The sequence below is a fragment of the Kitasatospora sp. MBT66 genome (assembly GCF_000710405.2).
In the GTDB taxonomy this organism is placed as follows: Bacteria; Actinomycetota; Actinomycetes; order Streptomycetales; family Streptomycetaceae; genus Kitasatospora; species Kitasatospora purpeofusca.
This window is the reverse complement of sequence record NZ_JAIY01000016.1, coordinates 123,879-136,485: the sequence shown is the minus strand read 5'-3', so window position 1 is coordinate 136,485 and position 12,607 is coordinate 123,879. Positions and strand designations below refer to the sequence as shown.

General features: G+C 76.4%; 10 protein-coding genes and 2 pseudogenes. 6 read left to right on the top strand and 6 right to left on the bottom strand.

The window, feature by feature from the left end; all coding sequences use genetic code 11:
* On the top strand, positions 1-1,824 hold a 1,824-nt coding region (locus tag BI06_RS36565), incomplete at its 5' end, for a helix-turn-helix transcriptional regulator (protein ID WP_043475564.1).
* Positions 1,825-1,888: 64 nt separating this feature from the next.
* On the opposite strand, the gene BI06_RS36560 is transcribed toward BI06_RS36565, so the two are convergent.
* From BI06_RS36560 to BI06_RS36535, 6 genes are all read right to left on the bottom strand, one after another.
* Entirely contained in the window at positions 1,889-3,202 is a 1,314-nt protein-coding gene (locus BI06_RS36560; RefSeq protein WP_043475561.1) for a deoxyribodipyrimidine photo-lyase, read from the bottom strand.
* Between the two features lie 91 nt (positions 3,203-3,293).
* Positions 3,294-5,213: a sigma-70 family RNA polymerase sigma factor gene (locus tag BI06_RS55690; protein ID WP_158516505.1), complete on the bottom strand. Its 1,920-nt coding sequence runs from the start codon at positions 5,211-5,213 to the stop codon at positions 3,294-3,296.
* 194 nt (positions 5,214-5,407) lie between these two features.
* The gene (locus tag BI06_RS36550; RefSeq protein ID WP_043475559.1) at positions 5,408-6,682 is read right to left on the bottom strand and encodes an NAD(P)/FAD-dependent oxidoreductase; all 1,275 of its coding nucleotides are present in this window, start codon (positions 6,680-6,682) and stop codon (positions 5,408-5,410) included.
* A gap of 94 nt (positions 6,683-6,776) precedes the next feature.
* The gene (locus tag BI06_RS36545; RefSeq protein WP_051742686.1) at positions 6,777-7,373 is read right to left on the bottom strand and encodes a hypothetical protein; all 597 of its coding nucleotides are present in this window, start codon (positions 7,371-7,373) and stop codon (positions 6,777-6,779) included.
* Between the two features lie 129 nt (positions 7,374-7,502).
* Positions 7,503-8,456 (bottom strand): FixH family protein, encoded by a 954-nt coding sequence (locus BI06_RS36540; protein WP_233290439.1) that lies wholly within the window; start codon positions 8,454-8,456, stop codon positions 7,503-7,505.
* Between the two features lie 177 nt (positions 8,457-8,633).
* Positions 8,634-9,269, bottom strand: a complete 636-nt coding sequence (locus BI06_RS36535) for an HD domain-containing protein (RefSeq protein ID WP_043475556.1) — start codon at positions 9,267-9,269, stop codon at positions 8,634-8,636.
* A gap of 71 nt (positions 9,270-9,340) precedes the next feature.
* Here BI06_RS36535 and BI06_RS36530 point away from each other — a divergent pair, with 71 nt between their 5' ends.
* The 5 genes and pseudogenes from BI06_RS36530 to BI06_RS51725 all read left to right on the top strand — a co-directional run.
* Complete coding sequence (locus BI06_RS36530) at positions 9,341-10,288, top strand: GlxA family transcriptional regulator (protein WP_043475554.1); 948 nt, start codon at positions 9,341-9,343, stop codon at positions 10,286-10,288.
* A 273-nt stretch (positions 10,289-10,561) separates the two neighbouring features.
* The gene (locus BI06_RS36525) at positions 10,562-11,065 is read left to right on the top strand and encodes a hypothetical protein (protein WP_043475551.1); all 504 of its coding nucleotides are present in this window, start codon (positions 10,562-10,564) and stop codon (positions 11,063-11,065) included.
* A 523-nt stretch (positions 11,066-11,588) separates the two neighbouring features.
* Positions 11,589-11,690, top strand: a pseudogene (locus BI06_RS55685) (hypothetical protein); the annotation flags it as partial.
* Positions 11,691-11,820: 130 nt separating this feature from the next.
* Positions 11,821-12,060: a Dyp-type peroxidase domain-containing protein gene (locus tag BI06_RS55680; RefSeq protein ID WP_043475549.1), complete on the top strand. Its 240-nt coding sequence runs from the start codon at positions 11,821-11,823 to the stop codon at positions 12,058-12,060.
* A gap of 236 nt (positions 12,061-12,296) precedes the next feature.
* Positions 12,297-12,607: pseudogene (locus tag BI06_RS51725) on the top strand (hypothetical protein); the annotation flags it as partial.

Genomic DNA, 12,607 nt, shown 5'->3' with positions numbered 1-12,607 from the left:
GACGACCCCGCCGAGACCGCCGGGCTGATCCGCCTCGACGGGGCCGTCCTGACGTTCCGCCACCCGCTGGTGCGGGCCGCCGCCTACCGCGGCGCCACCCTGGCTCGCCGGATCGGCGCCCACCTGGCCCTGGCGGAGGTGCTGGCCGCTGCCGAGCACGCCGACCGCCGGGCCTGGCACCGGGCGGCGGCCAGCACCGGCCCGGACGAGGCGGTGGCCCGGGAGCTCGACGCCGCCGCCGAACGGGCCGGAGGCCGCCAGGGGATGGCGAGCGCCTCGGCCGCCCACGAGCGGGCGTCCCAGCTGAGCCCCGACCCGGCCGACCGGCGCCGCCGCCTGGTCGCCGCGGCCCAGGCCGCCGCCGACGCCGGCCAGTTCCAGCGCGTCGCCGCGCTGCTGCGGCGCGGTGGGGAGGACTCCGGCGCCGCGGCCGGGAACGCCGCGGCCGGGAACGCCGCGGCGGAGAACGCCGAACTGGCCCGGGTGCGGGCCGCGCTGGAGCTCAACGAGGGCTCGGCCGTGCGGGCGGTCGAGGTGCTGCTCGCGGCCGGGGACGCCGGTCCGACGATCCTCACCGAGGCCTTCCACGCCGCCCAGTCGGCGGGCGACCCGGACCTGGTCGAGCGGGTCCGCGCCAGGGTTGCGGCCGCGCCCGCGGACCACCCCGCCACCCTGACCGCCCTGGCGGCCGTCTACGGCGGCGAGCCGGTGGCGGCGGAGTGGTTCGAGGCGGCGGCGCGCGACCCCGGCACCCTCTTCAGCGAACGCTTCCTGGCCGCCCACGCCGTGCACGCGCTCGCCGACCACGGACGCGCCCGCGAGCTCGCCGAACTGCTGCTCGCCCACTGCCGCTCGCACGGCCTGCTCGGCTGGCAGGCCACCTGCCTGCACCTGCTCGCCGAGGCGCACCTCGCGCTGGGCGAGCTCCAGCCCGCCGCCCGCGCCGCCGAGGAGGGCCTGAACATCGCCGGGTACGCGGGCCTGGACCACCGCGCCTGCTACCTCCGGGCCACGCTCGCCGCCTGCGCGGCCGTCGAGGGCGACGAACCGCGCTGCCGGGAGCTGGCCGGGACCGCCCTGGTGCACGCCCGCGAGCACGGACTCGGCACCGCCGCCGCGCAGGCCCGGCATGCCCTCGCCCTCGCCCACCTCGGCGCCGGCGACGCGGCGGCCGCCCTCGCCCACCTCGACGCGGCCGACCGGCACCCCGGTGGACCGCCGGTGCTGCACGCCCTGGTACTGCCCGAACTCGTGGAGGCCGCGGCCCGCGCGGGCACGGCCCGGCCCGGGGCCGCCGAGCGGCTCGGGCGCTGGGCCGACCAGTGCGGCAGCCCGGCGGCCTTCGCCCTGGCCGCCCGGTGCCGGGCCCTCACCGCCGACGACGAGCAGGCCGAGGAGTCCTTCCTCGCCGCGGCCGCCCACGGCGAACGGGCCGGGGGAGGGCTGGAACTGGCCCGGACCCGGCTGCTGCACGGCGAGTGGCTGCGTCGGCGGCGGCGCCGCTCCGACGCGCGGCGCGTGCTGCGGGAGGCGCTGGAGGGCTTCGAGAAGGCCGGCGCCCGGCCCTGGGCGGAGCGTGCCCGGGCCGAACTCCGCGGTACCGGTGAGGTGATCGACGCCACCAGCGCCACCGGCGTCCCGCTCGGACGGCTCACCCCGCAGGAGCGGGAGGTGGTCCGGCTGGCCGCGGCGGGCCGGAGCAACCGCGAGATCGCCGCCCAGCTGTTCCTCAGCCCGCGCACGGTCGGGCACCACCTCTACCGGGCGTTCCCGAAGCTCGGCGTCGCCTCCCGCGACCAGCTGGCGGCGGCCCTCGCCGGCTGAGGCGGCCGACGGCCGGGCCACGGCCGGCGTACCGCGGACCGGCCCGGCCGGTGGGCGGCCGCCGTCAGGGACGCCCGTGCTGGAAGCGGGCGGTCAGCGCCTCGGGGTCGAGGATCGGCGCCGGGTAGTCGGCGGTGAACAGCCAGGGCCGGTGGACGGACGGGCCCGGCAGGTCGGCGAGTTCGGGGACCCAGCGCCGCACATAGGCACCGTCGGGGTCGTAGCGGTCGGCCTGGCGCAGCGGGTTGAGGACCCGGTTGGGCCGGGTGTCGGTGCCGGTGCCGGCGACCCACTGCCAGTTCAGCTGGTTGTTCGCCACGTCGCCGTCGACCAGCAGGGACAGGAAGTGGGCGGCGCCGACCCGCCAGTCCAGGTAGAGGTTCTTGGCCAGGAAACTCGCGGTCACCAGCCGGGCGCGGTTGTGCATCCAGCCCTCGTGGGCGAGCTGGCGCATCCCGGCGTCGACGATCGGGTAGCCGGTGCGGCCCTGCCGCCACGCCTCCGCCTCGGCCTCGTCGTGGTGCCAGTGGTCCTCCCGGTCGCGGTAGTTGCCGCGCGCGGCGTCCGGGCGGGCGGCGAGGACCTGGTGGTGGAAGTCCCGCCAGACCAGCTGCCGGACGAACGCCTGCGCGCCGGGGCCGTCGTGCCGCAGGGCGCTGGTGACGAGTTCGGTGGGGGAGAGGCAGCCGAAGTGCAAGTAGGGGGAGAGCCGGGAGGTGTCGTCCGCCGCCAGGTCGTCGTGGATGTCGGCGTAGGCGTCGATGTCCCAGCGGCGCCAGCGGGCCCGGGCCGCGCTCTCGCCGCCGGGCGGCAGGCCGGGGGAGGTCGCACCGTCGACGAGCATGGTGTCACTGTGCAGGCCGTCCGGGGTGGCGAGCGTCCTGGGGGCGGCGAGGACGGTGCGGCGGGGGGCCGCCTGCCAGGCGCGGTGGTAGGGGGTGAAGACCGCGTAGTGGTCGCGTCCGGCGGGGGTGACCCGGCCCGGCGGGAGCACGGTCACCGAGGCGTCGTGGACGTGCAGGCGGTCGCCGAGGAGCTTGCGCAACTGCTCCTCGCGGCGCTGGGCGAAGCGGGTCACCCCGGCGGCGACGTGCACGGTGGTGGCGCCGGTCTCGGCGGCGAGCCGCGCCGTCTGCTCGGCGGCCTCGCCCCGGCGCACGGTCAGCCGGGACCCGATCCCGCGCAGTGAGGCGTCCAGATCGGCGAGGCAGTCGGCCAGGAAGGCCTGCCGGTTGGGTTCGGCGAAGCCGGCGGCCTCGACGGCGGGGTCGGAGACGAACAGGGGGACGACCTGGTCGGCCGAGGTGCGGGCGGCGTGCAGCACGGGGTTGTCGTGCAGGCGCAGGTCCTGGGTGAACAGGGCGATCGATACGGTCACGGGTGGGGCCTCGCAGGTGGTGCGGTCGGGTTGCGGGTTTCCGGTGTCGTGCGTCGTGCGTCGTGCGTGGGGAGTCTGCGCCGAGCGGGCGTCAGGCCGTGATCGCCTCCTCCAGGAGGTCGACGGCGCGGGCGAGGGTGCGGGGCGTCACGGCCTCGTCCGGGGAACCGGTCCGGCCCCAGCCCGGACCGGCCGCGACCACCGTCGCCCGGCCCCGCGAGCCGCGCGGGCCCCACATCCCGGCGCTCACCTGGCGCACCAGCCCCCGGTCGGCGGTCTGCCGGTCCTGGGACCAGATCATCACGGCGCCCGGCCCGAGCCGGTGGACGGCGTCGAGCAGCGCGCGGGGCGGGACGGCCGCGCCCAGCATCCGGAACGGGAGGCCGCGTTCGGTCAGGGCCGCCGCCGTCGCCTCCAGCGGGAGGGTGTGCTGCTCGCCCGGCGTCGCCGCCAGCAGCACCGGCAGGACCGGCCGGACCCGGACGGCCTCCACCGCCACACCGCGCAGCACGCTGGAGACGTGCCAGGACAGCAGGTGCTCGACCTCGACGTAGTGCTCGCCGTCGACCGCCCACTTGCGCCCCACGGCCTGGAGGGCGGGCATCATCACCTCGGTCCAGGCGTCGATCACGCCGAGCCGCTCGACGGCCCCGCGCAGGATCGCGGTGACCTCCGGCGCGTCCAACCGCACCGCTGCCCGGGCCAGGCCCCGGCATTCGGGGCTCACCGCCCCGACCCGCAGCGTCCGGCCGCCGCCGGGCGCACGGCCGGCCGCGCCCTCGTCCGGAGCGGCGCCCTCGTCCGGAGCGGCGCTGTCGTCCGGCGCGGTGCCCTCGTCCGGACCGCTGTCGTGGTCCGGAGCGATGTCCTCGTCCGGACGGATGCTCTCGTCAGGGCCGACGCTGTCGGCCTCGCGTCGGGCCAGCGCGGCGCGGGCGGCCTCGGCCGGTGGCACGCCCCTGGCCGTCAGTCGGCACATCGTCTCCAGGACGGCGATGTCCTGCGGGCTCCAGCGGCGGTGGTGCCCGGCGCGGCGGTCGGCGGGGCCGATGCCGTAGCGGCGCTCCCAGGAACGGACCGTCGTCGGCGACACGCCCAGGCGGCGGGCGACCCCTCCGGTGGGCAGGCCCGGCTCCTCGTCGGCCCCGGCCTCCTCGCGCACGGCGCGCGACGTCATCAGGGGGCGCCCGGGGCGGGCGGTCGGTCGAGAGTCATGGTGTCCTCCCGCGGAGCGGACGGTCCGGGCGCCGGGGCACCCGACGCGGTGCTTGAGGCCGGTCGGCGATTCTACGAGCGGGACCGCCCTGCGGGGCGTTCCGCCGGTCGCCGTCGGTCCGGTGGTGTCGGCGGCGAGGGCGGTGACAGGACCCGGGTCGGGGCTCGGGCCGGAGCCCGGACCGGGGCTCGGGCCCGCCTCGAAGGTGTCCCGCAGCCGCCGCAGGCCGTCGCGGATCCGGGTCTTGACCGTGCCCAGCGGCAGCGCCAGCCGCTGGGCGATCTCCCGCTGCGTGTACCCGCCGTAGTAGGCCAGGACCACCGCCTCGCGCTGCGCCGCGCTCAGTCCCGCCAGCGCGGATCGCACCCGGAGCCGGTCGAGCGACCGCGCCGCCTGTTCCTCCGGCGGCTCGCACGCCGTGGCCGGTCCCGGGAGGGCGAGCCGCCGCTCCCGGTCGGCTGCCGCGCCGGCCGAGCGGACGCGGTCCACGGCGCGGTGGTGGGCGATGGTCAGGACCCATGCCAGCACCGTGCCGCGTTCGGGCCGGTAGGCCGCCGCCGAGCGCCACACCTCCAGCAGCACCTCCTGGGCGACCTCCTCGGCATGCGCCGGACTGCGCAGCGTCCGCAGCGCCGTCCCGTACACGGGGCCGCCCACCGCGCGGAAGAGCAGCTCGAAGGCGGCGTCGTCACCCCGCGCCGATCGCGTCAGGAGGTGGTGCAGCTCCCCGGCCTCCGCCCCGGCCGGCCCGGGGTCGAGGGCGGCGTCCTCTCGTACCTGCGTTAGTGGACTCACCTGTCCACCGTGCAGCGATTCGGCCCGTCCGGCCCACTCGCATCGTTTGTGCAGCGTTTCCGCATCGAGTCGAACGGCCGCCGATTGTGCGAACGCGCGGACGGCGCGGGTCCCGGCCCGGCGCCCGGACAGCACGTGACCGAGAAGCTCCCGGCGCCCGGTCGTCAGGAGGGCGAGGCCGACGGTCCGGACCGTCACGTCCGCGAGCCCGCCAGGTCCGCCGACACCTCCCGGGCCGCCCGCGCCCCCGAGGCCAGCGCCCCCTGCAGCGAGGCCGTCGCCCGGTGGTCGCCGCACACATAGCGGCCCGGCGCGAAGCGCGTGGTCCGGCTGAGCGGGAGCGGCGCCGGACCGGCCGGCAGCGCGGCGGGGATCCGGTAGGCGGCGAGCGGCTCCCAGCCGGACACGTCCACGCCGTACAGCTCGCCGGCCCGCCGTCGGACCGCGCCCTCGTCCGCCGCCACACCCGGCACCGACGTCGACACCAGCGCCCGCCCGTCCGGGGAGCACCCCGGCACCACCTCGGACAGCACGACGGAGTTCAGCACCGCTCCCTCGGTGTCCACGACCAGCACCGGTCCGTCCAGCGGGCGGACCGGTGCCGCGTGGTAGAACGTCGTCACCGCCCGCGCCGCCGGGACCTCCAGGCCCGGCAGCAGCCGTGCCGCCGCACCCGACCCGGTCGCCACCACCACCGTCCGGGCCCGTACCCGCGTCCCGTCGGCGAGCACCACGCCCTCCGCCGTCAGCCGGTCCACCGGCGCACCGCACACCAGCCGCCCCGGCGGCAGCCCGGCCGCCAACTGCCGGGGAACGGCCCCGATGCCCTGCTGCGGCAGGCACAGGCTCCCGCGCAGCATGCTGCGCCACACCAGGTGGAACATCCGGCTCGACGTCTCCAGGCGGTCCTCCAGGAACACCCCGGCCAGGAAGGGCCGCAGCACGCCGTCGACGGTGCGCCGGGAGACGCCCGCCCTCCGCAGGGCCCGCGCGGTGCTCGTCTCCGGCATCCGCTTCAGCAGGGCGGCGGGCAGCACCGCGTCGCACAGCCCCAGCAGCCCGAGGGCCACCAGGTCGCGCGGGGGCAGCACCCGGCCGCTCAGCAGGTCGAGCGCCCGGTCCGGGCGGCGGGTCGGGTCCACCAGCAGCTGCGACCGCCGGCCGTCGGCGAGCAGGAGTCCGGGGGTGAACGGGTGCAGCCGCAGCGCGGCGAGGTCGAGGCGGCGCTTGACCTGCGGGTACGCGGTGTTGAACACCTGGAAGCCCCGGTCGAGGCGGAACCCCCGCACCACGTCGGTGCGCATCCGCCCGCCCACGTCGTCGGCGGCCTCCAGGACCAGCACCTCGCGGCCCGCCGCGGTGAGGTCCAGCGCACAGGCCAGTCCGGCCGGTCCCGCTCCGACCACGATCACCTCGGCCGCGTCCGGCGGCGCCGGGACGGTCGGGTCCTGCTCGGTGTGGTGGGTCATCGCTCGTCCTCCCGTGCCGTCCGGTGGTCACGGGCGGTTCGGAGCGCGGCGACGGATCGGATGGGTACCGGGAGCGGGGCCGGGCGGTCCGGCCTCAGTCGAGGTCGACGGTGAGGACGTCGTCCTCCCGGGAGAGGTGCTCGATCGTGACGGACCCGGTGGCCGCGTCGTAGGCGGCGGTGCCCCCGGTGACCGCGAACAGGTGGGACCACCGGCGGGGCGCGACGAGCACCTCGGTCAGGGCGGGCAGCGGCCGCTGGAAGGCCGTCGAGGCGGTGATGATGCCGTCCGCGAGGAGCAGCACCAGGGACGCGAGGACGAACGCTCCGTCCGGTCCCACGGTCACCGGGGTGCACTGCGCGCTCTCGGTGCCGACGGGGTTGCCGTTCGCGTCCCGCAGCTCGTAGTGGACGAAGTAGGAGGTGCCGGGTACGAGCACGTCCGGGATGTCGGCGGCGGTCCGCTTCCCGGTCAGGACGAGCTGCCGCGCCGTCGGCCGGCTGCCCTCGGGCCCGGAACCCCTGGCCCGAGAACCGTTGGCCCCGGAACCCCTGACCCCGGAAGCCTCGGTCCGGGAACCCTCGGGCCCGGAGCCCGCCGCCCGGGCGGCTCCGGCCAGCCCGCCGGTGATCCCCGCACCGGCCGCCGCCAGTGAGGTGAGCCGAAGCGCGTTCCTGCGGTCGATGGTCATACCGGACTCCCTCGTGCTCGCCGTTCGGTGGGCACGGGGTGTGCCACCGGTTGACGGATCACCGGGCGGAGCGGTCGGCCACCGTTCCGGGTGCCGCATTCGCCGGAACGGCCGATCCGGGGGCCGTTGTCAGTCGACCCGCAGGGTGAGCGCGGCGGTGTGCAACTGCCCGGCGGTCCGGAACTGGAGGAAGACCCGCCAGTTGCCCGGCTCGGGGAACAGGGCCTGGAAGGTCAGCTCGGGCCCGCCGTGGTCGCCGTCCACCGTGCCCGCCGGATGGAGGTGGGCCAGTGCGAGATCACCCTCGTGGAAGGCGCTGAGGTGGGCGTAGGCGTCCAGATAGGGCTGGAGGTCGCGGACCGGGCGGCCGTCCCGGCTGACGACGGCGGTCAGCCGGTGCGCCCCGGCCGCCGGCCGCGCGGTCAGGGTGACGGTGTAGCCGTCGGCGGTCGCGGTGTCGCCGGGGGCGGGCAGCGGCACCGGGGCGGCGTCGCCGGGCACCGCCACGGTCCGGCTGAGGACCAGTTCGGCGGCGTGCGGGCCGGTGTTCGGGACGAAGTCGGCGTACAGCCGCCAGGTGCCCGGGGTGAGAGCGTCGAGCGCGGCCGTCCAGGTGCCGTCCTCGGCCAGGTCCGGGTGGAGGTGCTGGAAACCGGTGAGGTCGCTGCGGATGGCGTAGAAGTGCAGCTTCTTGGTCTGGTGGACGGCGAAGTCGGTGACGGGGGAGCCGTCCGGACCGGCGACGGTGAACCGGAGGTCCGTCGCCCGCCCGGCCGTCGGCGCGGGGCCCGCGAGGTCCAGCCGGTAGCCGTTGCGCTCGGCGGCGAGGCCCGCCGCGGCGATGTCCGGGGCCTCGCCCGACATCCCTGCCGTCCCTGCCATTCCCGGCATCCCCGCCATGTCGGCCGTGCCGGGGGTTCCCGCGGTGGCTGCCGACGGCGCCGGCGGGACGGTCAGTGCCATCCCGAGCACGAGCAGCACGGGCACGCAGGACGCGAGCAGCCAGCGGCGGGCGAGCGGATGCGCGAGCGGTCCGGCGGGGGACGGGCGGTCGGCGGTCGGTCGGGCGGGCTGAGCGGTCATCGGCGGTTCTCTCCCGGGGCGGGCACGGTTCGGCGGGTGCCGGGTCCGGAGCCAGGGGGACCGGACCCGGCACCCGACCAGGAGACCGCCGCCGGCCCGGGGGATAACCGAAATCTGCGCGCCCGTGCCGTTCGCCCTGCCGGTCCGGGCCGCCACCGCCGACCGGACGGGTGTGCCCTACTCGCCCCAGGCGCAGGACGCGGCGTCGCGCTCCAGGGAGGTCACGCCGTGGGCGCGCCGTTCGCGGAGCAGCTCCCCGCCGAGGGAGTAGCGGGGCGCGGCGGCCTCGGACCGGGCGGCGCGTTCCACGATCGCGTCGACGAGGGTGCGGACCATGTCGAGGCGGGGGTGGGCGGCGTGGATCCGCGGCGCCCAGTCGGCGACGAGGTCCGCGTTGCGCCCGAAGTCCGCGCCGACGCCCTCGCGGGTGAGGTGGCAGAGCAGGCCGCGGCGCTCGGCGATGCCGGGCGAGGCGTGCAGGGCGATCGCCTCCCACACCCGGTCGACGTCCGGCTCGGGGACGTCGTGGCGGCGCAGCACCTCGGCCGCCAGGTCGGCGCCCTCCACCTCGAACCGGGCCTCCCCCTTGGCGAGTTCGCCCGCGCCGAGCTCGTGCAGGACGGTGGCGGCGAACAGCAGGTCGCGGTCGTAGGCGGCGTCGTCCAGGTAGCCCAGGTGGGCGGCGAGGAGCTCGGCGAACAGGAAGCTGCGCACGCTGTGGTTGACCAGCGAGGGGCTCTCGGAGGTCCGCGCGGCGGCGAGGACGGCCTCGGCCAGCGGGCCGGTCGGCAGGTCGAGCGAGAAGGAGTCCATGTCCGCAGGTTAGGGAGACGGAGCCGGACCGCGACAGTGGCACGCGGGCCGATCGGCGCTAGGATCGTGCCATGATCGAACCGCCGCCCCGACCCCACCGGATCGCGGTGCTGGCCCTGCCCGGGGTGCTGCTGCTCGATCTCGGCATTCCGGTGCAGACCTTCGGGCCGGACTCGCACTACCACGTCACCGTCTGCGCCGACCGGTCGGCCGGACCGGTCCTCGGCGACGGGGTCGGCCTCACCGCCCCGGCCGGGCTGGAGGCTCTGCGGGACGCCGACACCGTCGTCGTCCCGGGCTACCAGGACCCGGAGGCGTCGCTCCCCGGCACGGCGCTGGCGGCGCTCCGCGCGGCGCACGCGCGCGGGGCGCGGCTGGTGTCGATCTGCACCGGGGCGTTCACCCTGGCCGCCGCCGGGCTGCTGGACGGCCGCCCCGCGACCACCCACTGGCGCGACGCCGCCGCGCTGCAGCGCCGCTACCCCCGGATCGACGTCCGGCCGAACCTGCTCTTCGTCGACGACGGTGACATCCTCACCTCGGCCGGAGTGACCGCCGGGGTCGACCTCTGCCTGCACATCATCCGGCGGGACCACGGCGCCGCCGCCGCCAACGCCCGCGCCCGGGCGCTCGTCGCCCCGCCCCAACGCCCCGGCGGCCAGGCCCAGTTCGTCGAACGCCTGCGCCCGGACGCATGCGGGGACGAGCTCGCTGCGGTGCGTGCCTGGATGCTCGACAACCTCGCGCTGCGGCAGAGCGTCGACGAACTCGCCCGGCGCGCCCACATGTCCCGCCGGACCTTCATCCGCCGCTTCCAGCAGGAGGCGGACAGCTCCCCGATGGCCTGGCTGACCGCCGCCCGCCTCGACTGGGCCCGCGAACTCCTGGAGACGACCCCGACCCCGGTCGAACAGGTCGCCCGCCTCAGCGGCCTGGGCAGTCCCGCCGCCTTCCGCGCCACCTTCCACCGCCACCTCGGCACCTCCCCGGCGGAGTACCGGGCCACCTTCCGGGCATAGCGCCCGGCGGTGGGCCGGCGGAAACGGCCGGGGTGCATTCCGGATTCCGGGGGCCGGAAATCGGTGCAATGATGCGGACGGGTCCGGCCGGTATCTCCCGGTTTCGTTGAAGGGCGGCTTTTCCTGTTGACGGTGCTGTGCCCGGAGTGTCCGTGCGCCGCTCTTTGCCGAGACTTTCCGTAGGCAGGTCTGGACCACGCGTAATGCCGGTGGAAGAGTGGGCCGCGCCAACGGGGGGCACGAGCCGCCCCGACGACTTTCCAGGGGGAAATCATGCGAATCGGTACCCGTGCACGCGCGGCCTCGGCGGCGGCCGTGATGGTCGTGGCCGGCCTCTCGTCGGTCATGGTCGGAGCCGGTTCCGCCCAGGCCTCGGCGGCGAGTTGTCCCGCCGGCGGCCAGGTGCTCGGCCCCATCCAGAACATTTCGGTGGGCTCGCAGACGATCGGTAAGTTCTACCTCGGCTGGGACTGCCGGGGTGCCTACACCGAGGTCAATCTGTGGAACACCAACTACGTCAACAACTGGAGTTACGGCCAGGTCACCGTGAAGTCCAGCTCGAACTACTCGGCGAACAACAATCGGCCGATCGCGAACGCAGGCACGTACTGGTTCGACGCCGGCTTCATCCCGGTGACCGGGGTTTCCAACACCCGCCTTTACAAGGGCAACTGGAACTTCACGGCCTACGGCCACTCGTGCTCCGGCGAGACGCCGACGTGGAACTTCTCCAACGGCAGTTACAGCACCGCGGACATGTTCTCGTACTGCAGCTGACACCGTCCGGGCCGGGGTGGCCCCGTTCCTCCGGGACGGGGCCACCCCCGCACGTGCGAGCTGGGTGATCGTCCAGTTCGGCCGGTTCCGGCCGGTGTGCCGCTCCAGTCGTTCCCGTCGGGCGGCGTTGGTGCAATACGGGGGTCGATCCATCGAGGACGCCGGATGCGTGCGGGACTCGTCTCTCCCGGTGCCAGCGGCCGCGCACGTCCGGAAGGAACCCGAACCCCGTGATCCACCGCCCTGCCCGCGCCACGCGTACCGCCGGTTCTGCCCGTCCTGTCCGTCCTGCCCACGGGGCCCCGCTGGGTCCGGCCGCGGGATGCCGCTGAGTCCGCCGCCCGACCGGTGGACGGGGCGGCCGCCCCGGCGGTCCGGCCGGGCGGCGGGACCGCGGTGTCGTTCCACGGACCGCACCGGGCAGAAATCCTGACGCCGCGTCAGTCAATGCTCAGCTGCTCGCCCTTGACCTGCTCCCGGACATCGACCGTCGTCGGACGGCCGACCTGCTGCGCTCGCGTCGCTGCCGGCCTTCCCCGGGGACGAGCTGGACCCCGCCCGCAGCGGCGGCCACCTCTTCGTCCAGATGGCCGCCGACGACCCGCTCGTCGTGGTTCAGGCCCTGCGGACCGTCCGGCGGCTGGCCCGGGGCACCGCCGGCACCCGGTGGCTGATGACGGGCTTCACCCGCGCGCCGGGCCCCGCCACCCGCCCACGTCCGGCTCGCGGCACCCGCGTCCAACGGCGGTGCCACCATGCTGCGTCGCAGTTGGTCGTACTTCGACGGGCTGCGCCAGGACGGCACCCCCGACGCCGGGACGCTCTTCGTCGCCTGGCAGAACGACCCCAGGAGCGCCTTCGTGCCCGTGCAGCGGCGCCTCGCCCGGACCGACGCGCTCGCGCGGTACGTGGTGCACGAGTCGTCGGCCGTGTTCGCCGTGCCCGGCGGAGCGGAACCGGGGGACTGGGTGGGACGGGCACTGCTCGCGCCCTGACCGCCCGGCGGACCCATTCGGGTGGGGCCCGGGCCGAGAGGCCGTCATTCGGGGCGGGACCGATCGGGTGAAGGACGTCTTCGCAGGTCGGTGCGGGTGTCGCGGCGCGGCGTGATGGCGTGTCACCACCCCGTCGGCGCGGCCGGGGTTGCGAGGGCCGCCGTCCCGGGGCTCCGTGGAGGTGTCAGACCCCGCGGTCCGCGAACCGGACCTCGTCTCCGATCGGAGCCCGTTCCATGCGCAGTACCCAGACCCGTGTCGCCCGTCTCGCCGCCCTCGCCGTCCCCGCCGCCCTCGGCCTGACCCTCCTGACGGGCGCGCCCGGTATGGCCCGGCCCGCCGCGGCGCCCGGCCTCGACACCGCGGCCCAGCAGGCCGGGGTCCTCGGCGCGCTCGCCGGGGTGACGCAGCCGGCCACCGAACTGGTGACGCTGGCCGCGAAGGCGCCGGACGGCAAGGTGTCGGAGGCCGACGCGACCCGGCTGCGGGGCGCGGTCGCCGCCGCGATCGACAAGCTGCAGGCCGCGCTGCCCGCAGCCGCCCCGGC

Bases quoted from the DNA above. Each gene is read 5' to 3' on its own strand.
- BI06_RS36550 (WP_043475559.1), bottom strand. From the start codon at position 6,682: ATGACCCACCACACCGAGCAGGACCCGACCGTCCCGGCGCCGCCGGAC.
- BI06_RS36545 (WP_051742686.1), bottom strand. From the start codon at position 7,373: ATGACCATCGACCGCAGGAACGCGCTTCGGCTCACCTCACTGGCGGCG.
- BI06_RS36540 (WP_233290439.1), bottom strand. From the start codon at position 8,456: ATGACCGCTCAGCCCGCCCGACCGACCGCCGACCGCCCGTCCCCCGCC.
- BI06_RS36535 (WP_043475556.1), bottom strand. From the start codon at position 9,269: ATGGACTCCTTCTCGCTCGACCTGCCGACCGGCCCGCTGGCCGAGGCC.
- BI06_RS36530 (WP_043475554.1), top strand. From the start codon at position 9,341: ATGATCGAACCGCCGCCCCGACCCCACCGGATCGCGGTGCTGGCCCTG.
- BI06_RS36525 (WP_043475551.1), top strand. From the start codon at position 10,562: ATGCGAATCGGTACCCGTGCACGCGCGGCCTCGGCGGCGGCCGTGATG.
- BI06_RS55680 (WP_043475549.1), top strand. From the start codon at position 11,821: ATGCTGCGTCGCAGTTGGTCGTACTTCGACGGGCTGCGCCAGGACGGC.